The organism is Jatrophihabitans cynanchi (genome assembly GCF_027247405.1).
GTDB classification, from domain to species: domain Bacteria; phylum Actinomycetota; class Actinomycetes; order Mycobacteriales; family Jatrophihabitantaceae; genus Jatrophihabitans_B; species Jatrophihabitans_B cynanchi.
Genome location: NZ_CP097463.1, coordinates 4,371,102 through 4,390,083 on the forward strand (window position 1 = coordinate 4,371,102; position 18,982 = coordinate 4,390,083).

At 72.1% G+C, this 18,982-nt stretch carries 18 protein-coding genes; 14 read left to right on the forward strand and 4 right to left on the reverse strand.

Features of this window, described 5'->3' with window-relative positions; all coding sequences use genetic code 11:
• Positions 1-79: 79 nt before the first annotated feature.
• Entirely contained in the window at positions 80-910 is an 831-nt protein-coding gene (gene prcB / locus M6B22_RS21275) for a proteasome subunit beta (protein WP_269445852.1), read from the forward strand.
• A gap of 12 nt (positions 911-922) precedes the next feature.
• Positions 923-1,687 carry a proteasome subunit alpha gene (gene prcA, locus M6B22_RS21280; RefSeq protein WP_269443571.1) on the forward strand — a complete coding sequence of 255 codons (765 nt, stop codon included), beginning with the start codon at positions 923-925 and terminating at the stop codon, positions 1,685-1,687.
• 10 nt (positions 1,688-1,697) lie between these two features.
• Here the strand turns inward: prcA and M6B22_RS21285 are convergent, their stop codons facing one another.
• Positions 1,698-2,129 (reverse strand): QcrA and Rieske domain-containing protein, encoded by a 432-nt coding sequence (locus tag M6B22_RS21285; protein ID WP_269443572.1) that lies wholly within the window; start codon positions 2,127-2,129, stop codon positions 1,698-1,700.
• Positions 2,130-2,255: 126 nt separating this feature from the next.
• Here M6B22_RS21285 and M6B22_RS21290 point away from each other — a divergent pair, with 126 nt between their 5' ends.
• The 9 genes from M6B22_RS21290 (at position 2,256) to M6B22_RS21330 (ending at position 12,416) form a co-directional block, all read left to right on the forward strand.
• Entirely contained in the window at positions 2,256-2,786 is a 531-nt protein-coding gene (locus M6B22_RS21290; RefSeq protein ID WP_407935569.1) for a sigma-70 family RNA polymerase sigma factor, read from the forward strand.
• Positions 2,783-3,448: an anti-sigma factor family protein gene (locus M6B22_RS21295; RefSeq protein ID WP_269443574.1), complete on the forward strand. Its 666-nt coding sequence runs from the start codon at positions 2,783-2,785 to the stop codon at positions 3,446-3,448. Before M6B22_RS21290 ends, M6B22_RS21295 begins: the two co-directional genes overlap by 4 nt.
• Positions 3,449-3,505: 57 nt before the next feature.
• On the forward strand, positions 3,506-4,867 hold the full coding sequence (pafA, locus tag M6B22_RS21300) for a Pup--protein ligase (protein ID WP_269443575.1): 1,362 nt from the start codon (positions 3,506-3,508) through the stop codon (positions 4,865-4,867).
• Between the two features lie 178 nt (positions 4,868-5,045).
• Positions 5,046-6,005 carry a helix-turn-helix transcriptional regulator gene (locus M6B22_RS21305; RefSeq protein WP_269443576.1) on the forward strand — a complete coding sequence of 320 codons (960 nt, stop codon included), beginning with the start codon at positions 5,046-5,048 and terminating at the stop codon, positions 6,003-6,005.
• Complete coding sequence (locus tag M6B22_RS21310; RefSeq protein WP_269443577.1) at positions 6,002-6,949, forward strand: helix-turn-helix transcriptional regulator; 948 nt, start codon at positions 6,002-6,004, stop codon at positions 6,947-6,949. Before M6B22_RS21305 ends, M6B22_RS21310 begins: the two co-directional genes overlap by 4 nt.
• 9 nt (positions 6,950-6,958) lie before the next feature.
• Positions 6,959-7,165: a hypothetical protein gene (locus M6B22_RS21315; RefSeq protein ID WP_269443578.1), complete on the forward strand. Its 207-nt coding sequence runs from the start codon at positions 6,959-6,961 to the stop codon at positions 7,163-7,165.
• 12 nt (positions 7,166-7,177) lie between these two features.
• Complete coding sequence (gene tatC, locus M6B22_RS21320) at positions 7,178-8,068, forward strand: twin-arginine translocase subunit TatC (RefSeq protein ID WP_269443579.1); 891 nt, start codon at positions 7,178-7,180, stop codon at positions 8,066-8,068.
• Between the two features lie 28 nt (positions 8,069-8,096).
• Entirely contained in the window at positions 8,097-10,820 is a 2,724-nt protein-coding gene (locus M6B22_RS21325; protein ID WP_269443580.1) for a DEAD/DEAH box helicase, read from the forward strand.
• Positions 10,821-10,973: 153 nt separating this feature from the next.
• Positions 10,974-12,416: a DUF4333 domain-containing protein gene (locus M6B22_RS21330; RefSeq protein WP_269443581.1), complete on the forward strand. Its 1,443-nt coding sequence runs from the start codon at positions 10,974-10,976 to the stop codon at positions 12,414-12,416.
• 66 nt (positions 12,417-12,482) lie between these two features.
• Here the strand turns inward: M6B22_RS21330 and M6B22_RS21335 are convergent, their stop codons facing one another.
• Both M6B22_RS21335 and M6B22_RS21340 read right to left on the reverse strand, forming a co-directional pair.
• A complete protein-coding gene (locus M6B22_RS21335) occupies positions 12,483-13,391 on the reverse strand; it encodes a 5'-3' exonuclease (RefSeq protein WP_269443582.1) in 909 nt (302 codons plus the stop codon).
• Positions 13,391-14,404, reverse strand: a complete 1,014-nt coding sequence (locus tag M6B22_RS21340; RefSeq protein ID WP_269443583.1) for a LacI family DNA-binding transcriptional regulator — start codon at positions 14,402-14,404, stop codon at positions 13,391-13,393. Before M6B22_RS21340 ends, M6B22_RS21335 begins: the two co-directional genes overlap by 1 nt.
• 63 nt (positions 14,405-14,467) lie before the next feature.
• Here M6B22_RS21340 and M6B22_RS21345 point away from each other — a divergent pair, with 63 nt between their 5' ends.
• Genes M6B22_RS21345 through M6B22_RS21355 form a run of 3 tightly spaced genes read left to right on the forward strand, consistent with a single transcriptional unit; the run spans position 14,468 to position 18,448 of the window.
• Positions 14,468-16,048, forward strand: a complete 1,581-nt coding sequence (locus M6B22_RS21345; RefSeq protein ID WP_269443584.1) for an amidohydrolase — start codon at positions 14,468-14,470, stop codon at positions 16,046-16,048.
• Positions 16,026-17,681, forward strand: coding sequence for an apolipoprotein N-acyltransferase (lnt, locus tag M6B22_RS21350; RefSeq protein WP_407935570.1), 1,656 nt, complete (start codon positions 16,026-16,028; stop codon positions 17,679-17,681). Before M6B22_RS21345 ends, lnt begins: the two co-directional genes overlap by 23 nt.
• Positions 17,678-18,448 (forward strand): polyprenol monophosphomannose synthase, encoded by a 771-nt coding sequence (locus M6B22_RS21355; RefSeq protein WP_269443586.1) that lies wholly within the window; start codon positions 17,678-17,680, stop codon positions 18,446-18,448. Before lnt ends, M6B22_RS21355 begins: the two co-directional genes overlap by 4 nt.
• Before the next feature lie 62 nt (positions 18,449-18,510).
• On the opposite strand, the gene M6B22_RS21360 is transcribed toward M6B22_RS21355, so the two are convergent.
• Positions 18,511-18,858, reverse strand: coding sequence for an RNA polymerase-binding protein RbpA (locus M6B22_RS21360; protein ID WP_269443587.1), 348 nt, complete (start codon positions 18,856-18,858; stop codon positions 18,511-18,513).
• Between the last annotated feature and the right edge of the window lie 124 nt (positions 18,859-18,982).

Sequence of the window (18,982 nt, forward strand, 5' to 3'; positions counted from 1 at the left end):
CCGGCCGGGCGCCAGTCGGTAGGGTCGCAGAGCGGGCTCGTCACCTCGGCGGGCCGAAGCGACGGGAGCCACGTTGAGTATGGATCGAGCCGGCGGCCTCGGTGCCGTCCACGGCATACTGCGCTATGCGACCTTGCCCGGTTCATCCTCGTTCACCGAGTTCCTCTCCGGCGCGGCGCCGGGCCTGATGCCGGCTGCGCCCTCAGCCGGAACGACCGTCCCGCACGGCACCACGATCGTCGCGGCGGCGTTCGCCGGCGGGGTCGTGATGGCCGGTGATCGCCGGGCTACGGCCGGCAACCTGATCGCCCAGCGCGACATCGAGAAGGTGTTCGCGTCCGACGACTACTCGCTGGTCGGCATCGCCGGTGCCGCGGGACTGGCGATCGAACTGGTCCGCCTCTACCAGGTCGAACTGGAGCACTACGAGAAGATCGAGGGCACCCAACTGACCCTGGACGGCAAGGCGAACCGGCTTGCCACGATGATCCGCGGCAACCTCGGCCAGGCGATGCAGGGGCTGGCCGTCGTCCCGCTGTTCGCCGGCTTCGACATCGACGCGACCGACCCGGCGTCCGCGGGCCGGATCTACAGCTTCGACGTCACCGGCGGGCGCTACCCGGAGCACTACTACCACTCGGTCGGCTCCGGCTCGCTGTTCGCCAAGGGTGCGCTGAAGAAGCTGTGGCGGCCCGGCCTGGACCGCGATGCGATCGTGCGTGTCGTGGTCGAGTCGCTGTACGACGCCGCCGACGACGACTCGGCCACCGGTGGACCAGACCTGACCCGCGGCATCTTCCCGATCGTCATGCTCGCGACCGCCGAGGGCACATCCCGCGTGGACGACGACGAGCTCGGCACGGTCGTGCGCGCCATCCTCACCGACCGTGAAGCCCGCCCGGGTGCCTAGGAGCCTGCAGTCATGAGCATGCCGTTCTACGCCTCCGCCGAGCAGATCATGCGTGATCGCTCGGAATACGCCCGCAAGGGCATCGCGCGCGGCCGCAGCGTGGTCGTGTTGACCTACGCAGACGGGGTCCTGTTCGTCGCGGAGAACGCCAGCTCCGCGCTGCACAAGGTCAGCGAGATCTACGACCGGATCGGCTTCGCCGCCGTCGGCAAGTACAACGAGTACGAGAACCTGCGGGTGGCCGGGATCCGGCTCGCCGACCTCCGCGGCTACTCCTACGACCGCCGCGACGTCACCGCACGTGCCCTGGCCAACGCCTACGCGCAGACCCTCGGCACGATCTTCACCGAGCAGCAGAAGCCGTACGAGGTCGAGATCTGCGTGGCCGAGGTCGGCGAGGCGTCCGAGAGCGACCAGCTGTACCGGCTCTCCTACGACGGGACGATCGTCGACGAACCGGACTTCCTGGTGATGGGCGGCGCGCAGGCCGACGCGGTCACCTCACAGATGCGCCGCACCTTCGCGGCCGGGCAGTCGCTGCGTGACGCGCTGGCCACGGCGGTCGCCGCACTCGGGTCGGTGGGCGGCTCGGACGGCGGCGGCCGGGCACTGCCGGCGAGCCAACTGGAGGTCGCCGTGCTGGACCGCACCCGCGGCAAGCGCAAGTTCCGGCGCATCGCCGGTGCGGCCCTGACCGAACTGCTGCCCGCCGACCATGGTGAGCCGGCCGGCGAGCCCGCGCCCGCGGACACCCCGCCACACGACGAGGAGCACTGAGCGGGCTCGGTCAGCCGGTGAGAACCCGGCCTCCGGCGACGTGCACGCTGACCTTGGCGAGCGCCCGCGGCGCTGGGCCGTGCACGACCTGACCGGTCGTGGCGTCGTACACCGAACCATGGCAGGGGCAGTGCAGTTGCCGGCCTGCGGGCGCCACCGTGCACCCCATGTGCGTGCAGATCGCGCTGAAGCATGCGGCGGTGTTCTCGGTGGGACGCGCGACGATCACCGGTGAACCGTCCGGCAGCTTCGCCGACGCGGCCTCCCCGACGGTGATGTCGGCCAGGGTCACCAACGGGGTGTCGGCCGCTGCGACGGGCGCGCCGGACCGCGCCGCGGACGGCGGCCCGCCGGATCCGCAGGCGGCGAGCGCGACGCTGCCGGCCCCCGCGGCGCCGGCGGCGAGGACGGTACGGCGGGTCACGACGAGGTCATGGTCCATGCCCACTGACACGATCCGGATGCGCCGTCGGTTCAACTGAACCGAACCGGGACCGCGCACGTGTATCCGGGCATGCAGGCGACCGTCACACTGGTACGAGGTGATGCGAGCCGACCCGGAACGCGCATGGTGGGCAAAGAAGGTGCGGTGACGGCGAGCCACGCGGACTTGCTGCGAACCCTGCACGACGAGCACGCGCACGTCCTGTGGGCCTATGTGGTGCGCCTGACGGGCGGCGACCGGGCCCGGGCGCAGGACGTGGTCCAGGAGACGCTGCTGCGCGCCTGGCGCAACCCGGCCGTGCTGGACCAGTCACACGGGTCGGCACGCGGCTGGCTGTTCACGGTGGCTCGTCGGATCGTCATCGACGACTGGCGCACCGCCCGCAGCCGCTCGGAGTTCGTCACCGAGGTGCTGCCCGAACACCCGGTGTCCGACGAGACGGACCACGCGCTGGACCGTCAACTGGTGACCGCGGCGCTGCGTACCCTGTCGCGGGAACATCGCGAGGTGCTGGTGGAGTGCTACTTCCGCGGGTCGTCGGTGGCCGAGGCCGCGGCCAGCCTGGGCATTCCGCCCGGGACCGTCAAATCCAGGACGCACTACGCCCTGCGCGCCCTGCGACTGGCCCTGGACGAGTTGGGGGGTGTGTCATGACCGAACCCGGAGGCCCGATGGGACCGGACCGGTTCGTGCACGACGACGCCCCGTACGTGCTGGGCATGCTGTCCGCCGACGAGCGTGCCGCGTTCGAGCAGCACCTGTCCGGGTGCGCCGAGTGCGCCGCCCGCGTCGCCGAGATCGCCGATCTGCCCGGCCTGCTGGCCACCGTCCCGCCGGACGAGATCGACGACGAGGTGCCTGCCACGCTGCTGCCCGGCCTGCTCCGGCGGGCCGGCGTCGAGCGGCGCCGCCGCAACTGGCTGACCGCCGGCCTGGCCGGTGTCGCCGCCGCCTGCCTGATCGCTCTCGCGATCGCGGTGTGGCCGTCGGGGCCGACATCGCCCGCGCCCCACCCGCGGGCGATGTCGGCCCTGGTGGCCAGTCCGGTGCGCGCGACGGCGGCACTCACCGACCGGGGCTGGGGCACCGAGATCGACCTGGTCTGCCGGTACGACAGCAGCACGCCACCCGGCGGCTACACGTACGGGCTCTCGGTGACCGACACCAGCGGCGCGACGACCCCACTGGGAACGTGGACGATCGAGCCCGGCAAGGACGTCACCTTCGCCAGCGGCACCGCGCTGCGTCGCGATCAGATCGCCAGCGTGCAGATCACCGTCGGTGAGACGCCGATCCTGCAACTGCGCACCGGATGAGCGCCGGCGTGGTCGCGCCCGAGTGACCGACCGGCGCGCACGAACTAGGGTGAAGGCGTGCACAAGCGCATCTTCGGGATCGAGAACGAGTACGGCGTCACGTGCACGTTCCACGGCCAACGGCGGCTCTCGCCGGACGAGGTGGCGCGCTACCTGTTCCGCCGCGTGGTCTCGTGGGGCCGCTCGTCCAACGTCTTCTTGAAGAACGGGGCGCGGCTGTACCTGGACGTCGGCAGCCACCCGGAGTACGCCACGCCCGAGTGCGACTCGCTCACCGAACTGGTGGCGCACGACAAGGCAGGCGAGCGGATCCTCGAGGGCCTGGTCATCGACGCCGAGAAGCGGCTGCACGACGAAGGCATCGCCGGTGACATCTACCTGTTCAAGAACAACACCGACTCGGCCGGCAACTCCTACGGCTGCCACGAGAACTTCCTGGTCGGGCGGCACGGCGAGTTCAGCCGGCTTGCCGACGTGCTGATCCCGTTCCTGGTCACCAGGCAGTTGATCTGTGGCGCGGGCAAGGTGCTGCAGACGCCGCGCGGTGCCGTGTACTGCGTCAGCCAGCGCGCCGAGCACATCTGGGAAGGCGTGTCGTCGGCGACAACGCGCAGCCGGCCGATCATCAACACACGGGACGAGCCGCACGCCGACGCCGAGCGGTACCGCCGACTGCACGTGATCGTCGGCGACTCGAACATGAACGAGTGCACCACGCTGCTCAAGGTCGGCTCGGCCGATCTGGTGCTGCGCATGATCGAGCACGGCGTCACGTTCCGGGACCTGACGCTGGAGAACCCGATCCGGGCGATCCGGGAGATCAGCCACGACATGACGGGCACGCGACCGGTGCGCCTGGCGGTGGGCCGCGCCGCGTCCGCTCTGGAGATCCAGCGCGAGTACTACTCGCGCGCGGTCGATTTCGTCGAGCGCACCGGCGACAACCCGGAGTCGGCCAAGCGGGTGCTCGAGCTGTGGGGCCGCACCCTGGACGCCGTCGAGCAGCAGGACCTGTCGCTGATCGACCGCGAGATCGACTGGGCGACCAAGTTCCAGCTGATCGAGCGGTACCGCGCCAAGCACGACCTGTCGCTGTCCTCGCCGCGCGTTGCCCAGCTGGACCTGGCCTACCACGACATCTCGCGCACCCGCGGGCTGTACTACCTGTTACAGCGTCGCGGCTCGGTCGACCGGGCGACGTCCGACCTGGCCATCTTCGAGGCCAAGAGCATTCCTCCGCAGACCACGCGCGCCAAGCTGCGTGGCGACTTCATCAAGCGGGCGCAGGAGAAGCGCCGCGACTTCACCGTCGACTGGGTGCACCTGAAGCTGAACGACCAGGCCCAGCGCACCGTGTTGTGCAAGGACCCGTACCGCAGCGTCGACGAGCGCGTCGAGAAGCTGATCGCCTCGATGTGACGCGGTTGCCGGCGGCGCTGGAGCCCGGTCCGCGGGCGATCCGGCCCGGATCACGCCGCGATCGGGCCTGAGCGTGCCACGGTCGCGCGATCTCGATGGCGGGATCGGCAAGAATGGGCGGATGCCGAGTTCGCGTGCCGCCACGCAACGCCGCCGCACTGGCATTAGTTTCGAGGACATGGCAGCGCGGCGGGCGGAACGACTGGTCAATCTGGTGATCTGCCTGCTGTCCACGCGCCAGTTCCTCACCGCCGAGCGCATCCGCAGCGCGGTGCCCGGCTACGAGTCCCCCGACGGCAGCCGTGAGACCGACGAGGCGTTCAAGCGCATGTTCGAGCGGGACAAGGCCGAGCTGCGTGATCTCGGCGTGCCGCTGGAAACCGGGCGCAACAGCGGCTTCGACGCCGAGGACGGCTACCGCATCAAGCGGGGCGAGTACGAGCTGCCGCCGATCTCCTTCGACGCGGGCGAGGCGGCGGCCGTCGGCCTTGCGGCGCGGCTGTGGCGCTCGGCGACGCTCGGTGCGGCGGCGCGCTCGGCGCTGCTCAAACTGCGCGCGGCCGGTACCGACGTCTCCCTCGCCGGCACGCCCGGCCAGGTGCCGCACCTGGACGCCAGCGATCCCAGCTTGCCCGCGTTGCTCGAAGCGGCCCGCACCTCGCAGCCGGTGCGGTTCGACTACCTCAAGGCCGGTGCCGACGCCGCGCAGCAGCGCACCCTCGAACCGTGGGGGGTGCTGTCCTGGCGTGGCCGCTGGTACGTCGCGGGGTTCGACCGCGACCGCAACGAGCCGCGCAGCTTCCGGCTGTCCCGCATCGTCGGCAAGGTGAGCGCGTTCGGCTCGCCCGCAGAGTTCAGCCGACCGGAGAAGGTGAACCTGCTCGAACTGGTCGCCGGTCGCTACGAGGACGCCTACGTCGCCCGGATCAAGATCACCGGCTCCGGTGCCGGCGAGTTGCGCCGGCTGGCCGAGTCCGAGCGCGACGGCGAGCTGACGATCGGCTTCAACGACGTGCAGTGGCTGGCGCGCCGCGTGGCGTCGGCCGGCACCAGCGCCCACGTCCTGGAACCGCCGGAGCTGGTCGACGCGGTGGTGGCCCGGCTCGCCGCCGCCGCGGGCACCAAGGGGGCCGAATGACCGGCTACGAGCAGCGACTGCCGCGGCTGCTGGCCATGGTGCCGTACTTCCTGGCCCGTCCCGGAATCGCCACCGCCGACGCCGCCGCCGACTTCGGCATCACCGAGAAACAGCTGATCAAGGATCTCGACCTGCTCTGGATGTGCGGCCTGCCCGGGCACGGCCCGGGCGACCTGATCGACCTCAGTTACGACGGCGGGACCGTCACGATCATCGACGACCAGGGCATGCGCAAGCCGTTACGGCTCACCGCCGAGGAGGCCCTCGCCCTGGTGGTCGCGCTGCGTACCCTGGCCGAGACCCCCGGCGTCGCGGACAGCGATGCCGTCCGGCGGGCGCTGGCCAAGGTGGAGACGGCCGCCGGCGGAGCCGTGGACGACGCGACGGTCGCGATCGAGCTGGACCGCACCGCGCGGCTGCTGCCCGCTCTGCGCCAGGCACTGGACGACGGCCGGGCGCTGCGGCTGCGGTACTACACCGCGGCTAGGGACGAGACGACCGAGCGCGTCGTCGACCCGCTGCAGGTGTTCGACGCGGACGGGCACAGCTACCTGGAGGGCTGGTGCCGCCGCGCGGAGGGCGTGCGGGTGTTCCGTGTCGACCGGATCGAGGACGTGCACATCCTGGACGAGCCGGCCGCCCCGCCGGCCGAACTCCAGCCGCGGGACGTCACCGAGGGCGTCTACCAGCCGGCGGCTGAACATCTGCTGGTCGACCTGCGGCTTACCGAGTCGTACGCCTGGGTCGCCGACTACTACCCGGTCGAGCGCGCGGTCGAGGATGAGGCGGGGCTGCACGTGAGCCTGCGGGTGTCCGAGCCGGCCTGGGTGCGGGCCCTGGTGCTCGGCTCCGGCGGCCAGGTCCAGGTGCTCTCGCCCGGCTGGCTGGCCGAGTCGATCCGCACCGACGCCGCGGCCGCGCTCGCGGCGTACGCCGCGAAGTAGGCTGGCCGCGTGCCCGTCGCCCTCATCGCGTGGATCGCCGCCCTGGCGTTCGCCGCGGTCGTGCTGACCTTCTGCACGTACGAGGTGCGGTGGAAGGCGCACCGGCTGCGCACCGACCTGGAGCGGTTGCGGCAACTCGCCGAGCAACTGCGCCGGGTGCAGAGCAGCCTGGCCGCCGCCCAGCGGCGGCTCGCGCGTCCCGGCGCCCCGGACTGATCGCGGCCGGCCATGCCCACATTGTTCCGCCGCACCCGTGCCCGCCGGGCGAACCCGGACGGGCGCATGTCCGTCATGGACCACCTGCGCGAACTGCGCCGCCGGCTGATCCTCGTCGTCGTGATCATCGCGCTCGGTGGTGTGCTGGGCTGGCTGTTCTACACGCCGATCCTGGACTTCCTCAAGCACCCGTACTGCTCGGTGTCACCGAAGTACCGGTACACGCCGCAGGGCGGCGGGAAGTGCACTCTGATCTACCACGGCGTGCTGGACGGCTTCACCGCGCGCCTGAAGATCTCCGTGATCGCCGGCGCGGTGCTCACCGGACCGTTCTGGCTCTACCAGATCTGGGCGTTCATCACGCCGGGCCTGCGCCGCAACGAGCGCAAGTACACCCGCTGGTTCATCACGATGTCCAGCCTGCTGTTCGTGTCCGGCATGGCGCTGGCGTATGTGGTCCTGGCCAAGGGCCTGAACGTGGTGCTGCACGCGGCGGGGCCGGGGACCCAGGCGCTGCTCACCGTGAACGACTACATCTCCTTCGTCACGCTGATGCTGATCGTGTTCGGCGCGGCGTTCGAACTGCCGCTGCTGGTCGTGATGGCCAACCTCGCCGGCGTGCTGTCGGGCAAGCTGCTGAAGAAGTCCCAGCGCCTCGGCGTGTTCCTGATCTTCCTGTTCGCGGCGGTGGCGACGCCGAGCACCGACCCCTTCACGATGTGCGCGATGGCGCTGCCGATGGTGCTGTTGTTCGAGGCGTCCGTGCTGTTCGCCGTCGTGCATGACAAGCGCAAGGCGCAACGCAAGGCAGCGGACGCGCGGCTGGAGCAGTTGGACGACGACACACCCTCGCACGTGGAGTCACTGCCCGAACCGCTCGAGTCGTGGTCGGACACGACCTGACCCTGCAGCCGATCCGTAGGCTGGGGGCATGTCCTCGCCGAGTGAGCGGTTTGCCGCCGCGCGGCGGCGGTCCCGGTATCCGGCGCTGACCGGCTTCCGCGCCCAGTACCCGTTCGCGCTCGACGACTTCCAGGTCGAGGCCTGCCAGGCGCTCGAGGACGGGTACGCGGTGCTGGTGTGCGCGCCGACCGGCGCGGGCAAGACGCTGGTGGGCGAGTTCGCGGCGCACCTGGCCCTGCAGTCCGGGCAGAAGTGCTTCTACACCACACCGATCAAGGCGCTGTCGAACCAGAAGTACAACGACTTCGTCGCGCGCTACGGCCCGGGCCAGGTCGGGCTGCTGACCGGCGACAACTCGATCAACGGCGACGCGCCGATCGTGGTCATGACCACCGAGGTGTTGCGCAACATGCTGTACGTCAGCAGCACGACCCTGGCCGACCTGGGCTACGTCGTCATGGACGAGGTGCACTACCTCGGTGACCGGTTCCGCGGCGCGGTGTGGGAGGAGGTGATCATCCACCTGCCCGAGTCCGTCCGGTTGGTCTCGCTGTCGGCGACCGTGTCCAACGCCGAGGAGTTCGGCGCGTGGCTGGTCACCGTCCGCGGCGAGACGCGGGTGGTGGTGCACGAGGAACGCCCGGTTCCGCTGTGGCAGCACCTGCTGGTCGGGACGCGGCTGTTCGACCTGCTCGCCGAGGACGGTTCGGGTGTCGACCCCGAGCTGAACCGCTACCTCAACGAGCGGATGCGCTACCTCGATCCGGGCGCCGCACGGCGCGGCGGCTCCCGCCAGCTGCGCGGCTGGCGGCCACCGCACCGTCCGGACGTGATCTCGCGATTGGACCGTGAGGGGTTGCTGCCCGCGATCACCTTCGTGTTCAGCAGGGCCGGATGCGACGCAGCGGTGCGCCAGTGCGTCTACGCCGGGCTGTGGCTCACCGACGAGGACGAGCGGAACGCGATCGACGCGCTGATCGACGAGCGCACCGCGGGCCTTGCGGCCGAGGACCTCGAGGTACTCGGCTACTGGGAGTGGCGCGACGGGCTGCGCCGAGGCGTGGCGGCGCATCACGCCGGGCTGATCCCGGCGTTCAAGGAGACGGTCGAGGAGCTGTTCGTCCGTGGCCTGGTCCGCGCCGTCTTCGCGACCGAGACGCTGGCGCTCGGCATCAACATGCCGGCCCGCACGGTCGTCCTCGAGCGGCTGACCAAGTTCAACGGCGAGGCACACGTCGACGTGACGCCGGGGGAGTACACCCAGTTCACCGGCCGCGCCGGTCGCCGTGGCATCGACGTCGAGGGGCACGCGGTCGTGCTGTGGAGCCCGGAGATCGATCCGGGACGGGTGGCCGGGCTGGCCTCGACCCGCACCTACCCGCTGCGATCCTCGTTCCGACCGTCGTACAACATGGCGGTCAACCTGGTCGGCCAGATGGGGCGGGACGCAGCCCGCACCCTGCTGGAGTCCTCGTTCGCGCAGTTCCAGGCAGATCGTGGCGTCGCCGGGCTGAGCAAGCAGATCCGCCGCAACGAGCAGACGCAACGCGAACTGGGCGAGCAGATGCGCTGCGAGCGCGGGGACTTCGCCGAGTACGCGGGCCTGCGCCGGCAACTGTCCGAGCGCGAAGCGCTGCTGTCGCGAGAAGGCGCCCGCAAGCGCAAGGCGGCTGTCGTGCAGTCGTTGGAGCAGCTGCGTCCGGGCGATGTGATCCGGGTGCCTGCCGGCCGGCGCGCCGGGCTTGCCGTGGTGCTCGACGCCGGGGTGCACCCGCGCGATGACCCCCACCCCCTGGTGGTCACCGAGGCACGCTGGGGCGGCCGGCTGTCGGTGCTCGACTTTCCGGTGGCGGTCGAGGTGCTCGGCAGCGTCCGGGTGCCGAAGCACGCGAACTACCGCTCGCCGCAGGAGCGGCGCGATCTCGCGTCCGGCCTGCGCGCGCTCGACCTGCCGCCCGAGGAACGCTCGCGCCGGCGGAAGGGGTCCGGCGCGGCGGACGACGAGCAGGTGATCGCGCTGCGGGCGGCTCTGCGGGCCCACCCGTGCCACGACTGCCCGGACCGGGAGGAGCACGCTCGGTGGGGCGAGCGGTTCAGCCGGTTGCAGCGTGAGAACGACGACCTGCGCCGCCGGATCGAGGGACGGACCGGTTCGCTCGGGCGCACCTTCGACCGGATCGCGCTGTTGCTCACCGACCGTGGCTACCTGGCCGGCGACGAGACGACGCCGCCGGGGCGGATGCTGGCCCGCATCTGGTCGGACAGCGACCTGCTGGTGGCCGAATGCCTGCGTGCCGGCGCCTGGGACGGGCTGGCCCCGGCCGATCTGGCGGCGGTGGTGTCGACGCTGGTGTACGAGGCGCGCCGCGAGGAGCGGCTCGCCGACCGGATGCCCACCGTGGCCGTGCGCGATGCGCTGGTGACGACGGCCCGGATCTGGGCCGAACTGGCCGACGAGGAAACCGCGCACGGCCTGGTCCACAGCCGCGAGCCCGAGCTCGGATTCGTCTGGGCCATCCATCGCTGGGCGCGCGGCGACTCGCTGGGGCAGGCGCTGGACGCCACCGTCCAGGTCGGCGCCGAGCTGTCCGCGGGCGATTTCATCCGCTGGTGCAAGCAACTGCTGGACCTGCTCGACCAGATCGCGGTGGCGCCGTCGGGATCCGGGGACGAGCCCCCGCTGGCGCGCCCCGCGCGCGCTGCCATCGCCGCCGTGCGCCGCGGGGTGGTCGCGCAGAGCATGATGCCGTGACCGGTGCGGCCGGGCACGAGATCGGCGCGTGCCGGGGCGGCTGTGCCGTTGGTCCGAAATTCGCAGTAGCGTGTGGCGAGCCAGCGCGCCCCGCAGTTCGACGTCGGGCGGCGCCGGCGGAGTTGGCGTACGTCTCGACGATGGGGGCTTTCGATGACCGACCAAGGCAGTCAGGACCAAGGCAGTCAGGACAACCAGCGGCAGCAGTGGCCGCAGCAAACACCCGCGCCGCCGGCGCCCCCAGCGCCCTACCCTCCGGAACAGCCGGACGGGCAACCGGCGGCCGAGGCGGCCCCGGCCGCGCAGCAGTTCGGCCCGCCACAGCCGGTGCAGGACCCTGTGCAGGACGCCGTGCAGGACGCCGTGCAGGACGCCGTGCAGGACCCGGTGCAGGACGCCGTGCAACAGCAGGCCGGTCAGCAGCACTGGCAGGCTCCTTCGCCGCAGTGGAGCGCACCCCAGCCGCAGGCACCTCAGGGCTGGGCGGGGCAGCCGGAGCAGCCACCGCACCCGCAGTGGGCGTCGCCGGCCGCTCCGGCAGCCGCCCAGCCGGAGTGGGCCCAGCCGCAGCAGGGCTGGCCGGCGCCGCAGCCCGAGCAGCAGCAGCAGCAGCAGCAGTGGGCTGCTCCGCCGCAGCCCGAGCAGCAGCAGTGGGCTGCTCCGGCGCCGCAGCCTGAGCAGCAGCAGTGGGCTGCTCCGGCGCCGCAGCCTGAGCAGCAGCAGTGGTCGGCACCGACCGAGACGCAGCACGCCGTACCGCCGGGCGCCGCGAGCGAGCAGTTGGGCGTCGCGGCGGGTATCGGGCAGTCGTGGCCGATCAGTCAGCCCGCAGATCAGCAGCAGACGTCCTACCTGCCGCCGGCCGAGCCCGGCCCGCACGGCGAGGCGCAGCCCACGGCGATCTATCCCGCCGTCGGTGACCAGGCCCAGGGTTACCAGCAGCAGGGCGGTTACGGCCCCGGGTACGCCCAGCAGCAGGACACCGCGGGCTACCAGCCCGGTTACGGAGCCGCACCGTCCTACGGCCAGCAGCAGGGTTACGCGCAGCAGCCAGGTGACGGTCAGCAGGGCTACGGTCAGCCGGGTTACGGGCAATACGGCCAGCCTGGCGTCGGCCAGCCGGGTTACGGGCAGGGTTACGGCCAGCCGGGTGATGGTCAGCAGGGCTACGGCCAGGCCGGTTACGGCCAGCAGGGCTACGGCCAGCCGGGTTACGGCCAGCCGGGTTACGGCCAGCAGGGCTACCAGCAACAGAGCTACGCGACCCAGGGTTACCAGCAGCCCGCCCAGCCGGCGAAGAAGGGCAGGGGTCTGCTGTTCTCGCTGATCGGGCTGGTGGTCGTAATCATCGCCGCGGTGTTGATCACCGGGTTCGTCACGCCCGGCTTCTTCAAGAAGACCGAGTTGAGCCACAGCGCCGTCGAGGGCTACATCGAGAAGAACCTCGGCGCCACGAACGTCACGTGCAACGGCGGCAGCAACATCGAGGTCAAGAAGGGCAAGACGTTCACCTGCACCGGCTCGGACAACGCCAAGTTCACCGTCACGATGACCGATGACAAGGGTGGCTACAGCCCGGTTCCGGACAACGGCTGACCCGCGCGCCGCGATTTGTCATGCGATCGTGGGGCTCCGGCGCCACGATCGCATGACAAAGTCCGTTCAGCCGACGCCGCGCGCGGCCGTGATCGCCGCCTGCACCCGCGCGACCGACGCGCCGATGCCCAGCTCGCCGACCAACCGGTCGAGCGAGCCGGCATCGCGCGGTTCGGCGGGAAGTTCGTCGGCGAGGACAGGCAGCGGCACGTCGGTTCGCACCCGCACCGCCCCGGGCGCGCGGGACAGGTACTCGCGAGCCGCACGGATCTTCGCGCCCGCCCCGGCCGGGAACCCGTCGGGCCCGGAATCGGCGGCGGCGAGGATGTCCTCGATCGAGCCGAAGCGCGCGACCAGGGCGGCGGCGGTCTTCTCGCCGACGCCGGCGACGCCGGGCAGCCCGTCGCTCGGGTCACCGCGCAGCACCGCGAAGTCGGCGTAGTGCGCTGCCGCGATGCCGTACTTCGCCTGCACCTCGGCGGGGCCCATCACCTCCATCTTCGCCAAACCCTTGCCGGTGTAGAGCACCCGCACCCGGTCGGTCGCCACCGCGAGCATGTCCCGGTCGCCGCTGACCACCTCGACCTCGTCGGTGTCCCGCGCGGCGAGGGTGGCCATGACGTCGTCGGCCTCGAACCCGTCGGCGCCGGCCGTCGGCAACCCGAGCGCGGCGAGCACCTTCAGCAGCAGCGGGATCTGCGGCAGTAGCGCAGCCGGGATCACCTCGCTGCCGTCCGGGGACGCGCGGTGAGCCTTGTACGACGGGACGAGCTCGACGCGGAAGTCCGGCCGCCACGACAGGTCCAGGCAGGCCACCCAACGGCTCGGCCGGCGCCGTTCGATGAGCGCGGCGGACATGTCCAGGAACCCGCGGATCGCGTTCACCGGCCGCCCGTCCGGCGCCGTGATCGACTCCGGCAGCGCGTAGAAGGCGCGGAAGTACAAGTTGGCCGCGTCCACCAATTGAAGGGTCATCAGGCGACGGACGCGGCGGGGTCGGTGCTGCCGCGGACGATGAGCTGGGTCGGCAGCACCACGTCGGTGGGGTTTGCCTCGTCGCCCGCCGCGACCGCGAGCAGCCGCGCGGTGATGTCCAGCGCCTGCTCGGTCACCGGCTGGCGGATCGTCGTCAGGTCCATGAGCGCCGCGGTCACGTGATCGTCGAAGCCGACGATCGCGACGTCCTCGGGAACACGCAGGCCGGCGCGGCGTACCGCCCGGATCGCGCCGTAGGCCATCTCGTCGCTCTCGGCGAAGATCGCGGTGGGCGGATCGGGCAGCGCGAGCAGCCGGTTCGCGGCCTCGCCGCCACCGTCGATCGTGAAGTAGCCGAGGACCTCGAGCGCGGGATCGGGGTCGACGCCCACCTCGGCCAGCGCGTCGCGGTAGCCGTCGCGGCGTCGAAGCGGTGGCGTGAAGCTCATCGGGTCGTCGGTGTCCCCGCCGATCAGCCCGATCCGGCGGTGCCCGAGCGAGGTGAGGTGCCGCACCGCGGCCTGCGCACCGCAGACGTCATCGATCCGGGTGGACAGGAAACCCGGCCGTTCCAGCCCGAGCAGGCCGACCGGACAGCTGAGCGCCCCGAGCGCCTCGAACTCGGCATCGTCGAGGACCAGGCTGGCGATCAGCACGGCATCGACGCGCTTGCGCATCGGCATCACGTCGAAGAAGCGGTCCCGGCCTTCGGCGTCGCCCAGGTTGTACAGCAGCAGGTCGAAGCCCGCCTTGCGCAGCGCGGCCTCGACCCCGTCGATCACCTCGGCGAAGAACCAGCGGTTCACGAACGGGACGACCACGCCGACGGTGGCGGTGCGCCCGCTGGCCAGCCGGGCGGCGAACGGCGAGGCCACGTAGTCCAGCTCGGCGGCTGCCGTCAGCACCCGGTCCCGGGTCGCAGCTGCGACGTCGGGCAGGCCGCGCAACGCGCGCGAAACCGTCGCGATGGACACCCCGGCGAGCCGGGCGACGTCCTCGATGCTCGCTGCCATCCATTCCCCCCGGTCTGCGGTCCCGTAAACGCTACCGCCCCGGACGCTGGCAGACTCGGCCGCGTGCGGATTCTTTACCGGAACGCCCGTGTGCATGCCCCGTCCCATCCGGATGCGTCGGCCCTGCTCGTCGACGGAGACATGATCGGTTGGATCGGCGACGAGCACGGTGCCGGCCAGTTCGGCGACGTGCGCGTGGTCGACGTGGCCGGCGGGTTCGTCACCCCCGCCTTCGTCGACGCGCACGTGCACGCCACGGCGACCGGGCTGACCCTCATCGGGCTCGACCTGTCCGGGGCGGGCACCTTGACCGAGGCGCTGGACCTGCTGGAGCGGGCGGCCCGGGCCGGCCGCGGCCGGCCGATCCTCGGCAGCGGGTGGGACGAGACACGCTGGCCGGAGGGGCGCGCGCCGACGCGGGCCGAGGTGGATCGCGCCGCGTACGGCGGGTCGGTCTACCTGGCCCGGGTGGACGCGCACTCCGCGGTGGTGTCCTCGACGCTGGCGGTCGCGGTGGACGGGTTGGCCGCGCGCGCCGGGTTCTCGCCGGACGGCCCGCTGACCCGCGATGCGCACGACGCGGTGCGCACCGCGGCCTTCGCCGCCCTGAGCCGGGGTCAGGTGCGCGACGCGCAGCGCGCCGCCCTGCAGCACGCGGCATCGTTCGGGATCGCCTGCGTGCACGAGATGGCCGGCCCGGCGATCTCCGGTGCCGACGACCTCGCCGGGCTGCTGGCCCTGGCCGACGCCGAGCCGCTGCCGGAGGTGATCGGCTACTGGGGTGAGCTGTTCGGCATCGACACGGCCCGCGAACTGGGTGCCGTGGGCGCGGCTGGGGACCTGTTCTGCGACGGCTCGCTCGGTTCGCACACCGCAGCCCTGCACGAGCCGTACGCCGACCTGCCGGCGATCTCGGGCGCCCTGCGCTTCGACACGCAGGATCTGGCCGAGCACATCGTCCGGTGCGCCTCGGCCGGGCTGCAGGCGGGATTCCACGCGATCGGCGACGCCGCCGTCGACCAGGTGCTGGACGCGGTCGAACTGGCCGGCGAACGGCTGGGCCGAAGTGGCGGTGCGGGACACCGGATCGAGCACGCCGAGCTGGTGCGCGATCCGCGCCGGCTGGCGGCGTCCGGGCTGCTGGCCTCGATGCAACCGGCATTCGACGCCGCCTGGGGCGGGCCGGACGGCATGTACGCCGAGCGGCTCGGGACGCTCCGCGCTCTTGACCTGAACCGGTTCAGCGAGCTGGCCGCGGCCGGCGTCCCGCTCGCCTTCGGATCCGACTCCCCGGTGACCCCGCTCGGGCCGTGGGCCGCGGTCCGGGCGGCTGCCTATCCGAGCGAGCCGGGCGCCGCGATCAGTGCACGCTCGGCGTTCACCGCGCACACCAGGTCCGGTTGGCGGGCGGCGGGCCGCGACGGCGGCGTCCTCGCCCCTGGCGCCGCAGCGACGTTCGCGGTGTGGCAGGCGGGCGAGCTGGGCGTGGACGCTCCGGACGAGCGGGTCGCGCGGTGGAGCACCGACCCGCGCGCGGCGGTGCCCGGGCTGCCGGACGTGGCGCCCGGCCGCGAGCTGCCACGCTGCCTGCTCACCGTCCGGGCCGGGAAGACGATCTTCGATGCCGGCATCGCGTCCGGCTGAGAACCGCCCGCCGCGATGCCCGTCGCACCGCGATACTGGACCGATGCCAGCCGCCCGCACCGCGCCGCTGTTCCGCGCGCGCTGGGCCGCGCTGCTGGCGGTGGCTGCCGGGCTGGCCGGGTGGCTGGCGTTCCCGACACCCGGCGTGTGGCCGCTCGCCTTCGCCTCGGTGGCCGGCCTGTCGCTCGCCGTCGATCGCCGGCGCAGCCGCACCGGCGCCTGGCTGGGCCTGCTCTACGGTGCCGCGTTCTTCTGCCCGCTGCTGCACTGGACCGGCGTGTATGTCGGGGCCGCACCCTGGCTGATCCTGGCGATCGCCGAGGCCGGGTTCTTCGCGGGCCTGGGTGCGCTGCTGCCGGTGGTGCAGCGGCTGCCCGGCGCACCGGCCTGGGTCGCCGCCGCGTGGGTGCTGCAGGAGGCGCTGCGGGACCGGCTGCCGTTCGGTGGCTTCCCGTGGGGCCGGCTCGCCTTCAGCCAGGCGTCCTCGCCACTGCGCTGGTTCGCCGCACTCGGCGGGGCACCGCTGGTCAGCTTCGCGGTCGCGCTCGCTGGCGCCCTGCTGGCGCTGGCGGCACGGGCCGGCTGGGCGATGCGTTGGCGCTGGGCCGCAGTGGCCGCTGCCGGTGCACTGGCGGTGCCGATGCTCGGCGGGCTGCTGTCGTGGCCGCTCGGCCCGGCCCCGGACGGCCAGGGGCGCACCGCGGTGGTGGCGCTGGTCCAGGGCAGCGTCCCGGATCGCGGGCTGGCGTTCGAGGACCGTGCCCGCGAGGTGCTGGACAACCACGTCGCGCAGACCGAGAAGCTGGCCGCCGAGATCGCCGCAGGGACGGCGCCGAAACCGGACCTGGTGGTCTGGCCGGAGAACTCCTCGGACGTCGACCCGTTCACCGACCGGGCTGCCTTCGCCGAGATCGACGCCGTCGTCAAACGGCTCGGCGTGCCCGTGCTGGTCGGGGCGATTCTCGACGGGCCGGGAGCCGACCACCGGCGCAACGCCGGCATCCTGTGGTCGCCGACCAGCGGCCCCGGAGCGCAGTACATCAAGCGGCACCCGGTGCCGTTCGGCGAGTACATCCCGCTGCGCAGCCTGGCCGAGAAGGTCACCTCTGCGGCGAAGCTGGTCGATCGCGACATGGTGGCGGGCACCGGCGACGGGCTGCTGCGCGGCGGGCCGTTCCCGATCGGCGACGTCATCTGCTTCGAGGTGGCGTACGACTCCCTGGTGCGCTCGTCCGTGGCCGCCGGTGCGCAACTGCTCGTCGTGCAGACCAACAACGCGACCTTCGGGCACACCGCCGAGACCTACCAGCAGCTCGCGATGAGCCGGTTGCGGGCGGTGGAGTCCGGGCGCACCGTGCTGCAGGTGGCGACGACCGGTGTCTCGGCCGTCATCGGTCCGGACGGCGGGATCCGGCAACGCTCGGGTGCGCTGTTCACCCCGGCCGTGCTGGACGCGAGCATCCCGCTGCGCAGCACCGATACCCTGGCCACCCGGGTGGGGGCCGTCCCCGAGTACGTACTGGCCGCGCTCGCCGTCGCGGCCTTCGGTGCGGCGGTGTGGCGGGTGCGCCGGCGCCGCCCTACCGACACGCCGCAGCTGGACCCCACCGACGAGGAAATGGTGAACACGTGAGCACGAACAGCCCTCGGGTGCTGGTGATCGTCCCGACCTACAACGAGCGGGAGAACATCGAACCGATCATCGAGCGGCTGCACTCGAGCGTGCCGGACGCGCACGTGCTCGTCGTCGACGACGGCAGCCCGGACGGCACCGGCGCGATCGCCGACAAGCTGGCCGAGGCCGACGAGCGGATCCACGTGCTGCACCGCACCGCGAAGGCCGGACTCGGCGCCGCGTACATCGCCGGGTTCGACTGGGGCCTGCAGGCCGGCTACGAGGTTCTGGTCGAGATGGACGCGGACGGCTCGCACGCCCCCGAGCAGTTGCCACGCCTGCTCGGCGCCACGGCACACGCGGGCCTGGTGATCGGCTCACGCTGGGTGCCCGGCGGTTCCGTCGTGAACTGGCCGCGGCGGCGGGAGCTGCTGTCGCGGGGCGCGAATCTGTACACCCGGATGGCACTGGGCGTCCCGGTGCGCGATGCCACCGGCGGGTACCGCGCCTACCGGCGCGAGGTGCTCGAGGCGATCGGCTACGCGACGGTCGCCTCCGAGGGCTACTGCTTCCAGATCGACCTGGCCTGGCGGGCGCTGCGTGCCGGGTTCGACGTCGTCGAGGTGCCGATCACCTTCGCCGATCGTGAGCGCGGCGAGTCCAAGATGAGCGGCTCGATCGTGCGGGAGGCGTTCTGGCGGGTGACCGAGTGGGGCGCGGTTCACCGTGGCCGGCAGGCTCGCGGCCTGGGCGGCTCGATCCGGAAACGGCGAAGCCGCGGCTGATCCGGGTTCGGACCCGGCAGCCGCGGCTTCGCGGGCGGTAGTTGGTGCGGGCTGGTCGGGCGCTACGCGCTCTTGGCACCACGTCGGGCGCGAAGAACGTCCAACCGCTCGGCGAGGACCTCTTCAAGATCGGCGATCGAACGCCGTTCCATCAGCATGTCCCAGTGCGTGCGCGGCGCCTTGACCTTCTTGGCCTCCGGTGCCGGCCCGTCGATGAGCACCGCGCCGGTCCCGTCGAGGCGGCACTCCCAGGTGCTGGGAATCTCGGCCTCCTCGGAGAACGGAACGCGGAACTCGTGGCCGCGCGGGCACCGATACGCCGCGATGTTCCGCGGAGCGGGCTCGGCGCCGTACTCGGTCTCGTAGCTGACTGCCCCCAGCCGACTGCCCCGCAGCGTCCTGTCTGCCATGATGGGCACCTCCTGGAATGGCTTGCACTCGTCCCAACGAACGGGGTTGAGTGATGATTCCCCGATCGTCCCCCGGGTAACCCGCGAGCCGGGTGCGTGGCTCAGGGCGGTGTCAGGCCGCCGG

Bases quoted from the DNA above. Each gene is read 5' to 3' on its own strand.
- prcB (WP_269445852.1), top strand. From the start codon at position 80: ATGGATCGAGCCGGCGGCCTCGGTGCCGTCCACGGCATACTGCGCTAT.
- prcA (WP_269443571.1), top strand. From the start codon at position 923: ATGAGCATGCCGTTCTACGCCTCCGCCGAGCAGATCATGCGTGATCGC.
- M6B22_RS21285 (WP_269443572.1), bottom strand. From the start codon at position 2,129: ATGGACCATGACCTCGTCGTGACCCGCCGTACCGTCCTCGCCGCCGGC.
- M6B22_RS21290 (WP_407935569.1), top strand. From the start codon at position 2,256: ATGGTGGGCAAAGAAGGTGCGGTGACGGCGAGCCACGCGGACTTGCTG.
- M6B22_RS21295 (WP_269443574.1), top strand. From the start codon at position 2,783: ATGACCGAACCCGGAGGCCCGATGGGACCGGACCGGTTCGTGCACGAC.
- M6B22_RS21305 (WP_269443576.1), top strand. From the start codon at position 5,046: ATGGCAGCGCGGCGGGCGGAACGACTGGTCAATCTGGTGATCTGCCTG.
- M6B22_RS21310 (WP_269443577.1), top strand. From the start codon at position 6,002: ATGACCGGCTACGAGCAGCGACTGCCGCGGCTGCTGGCCATGGTGCCG.
- tatC (WP_269443579.1), top strand. From the start codon at position 7,178: ATGCCCACATTGTTCCGCCGCACCCGTGCCCGCCGGGCGAACCCGGAC.
- M6B22_RS21325 (WP_269443580.1), top strand. From the start codon at position 8,097: ATGTCCTCGCCGAGTGAGCGGTTTGCCGCCGCGCGGCGGCGGTCCCGG.
- M6B22_RS21330 (WP_269443581.1), top strand. From the start codon at position 10,974: ATGACCGACCAAGGCAGTCAGGACCAAGGCAGTCAGGACAACCAGCGG.
- M6B22_RS21335 (WP_269443582.1), bottom strand. From the start codon at position 13,391: ATGACCCTTCAATTGGTGGACGCGGCCAACTTGTACTTCCGCGCCTTC.
- M6B22_RS21340 (WP_269443583.1), bottom strand. From the start codon at position 14,404: ATGGCAGCGAGCATCGAGGACGTCGCCCGGCTCGCCGGGGTGTCCATC.
- lnt (WP_407935570.1), top strand. From the start codon at position 16,026: ATGCCGGCATCGCGTCCGGCTGAGAACCGCCCGCCGCGATGCCCGTCG.
- M6B22_RS21360 (WP_269443587.1), bottom strand. From the start codon at position 18,858: ATGGCAGACAGGACGCTGCGGGGCAGTCGGCTGGGGGCAGTCAGCTAC.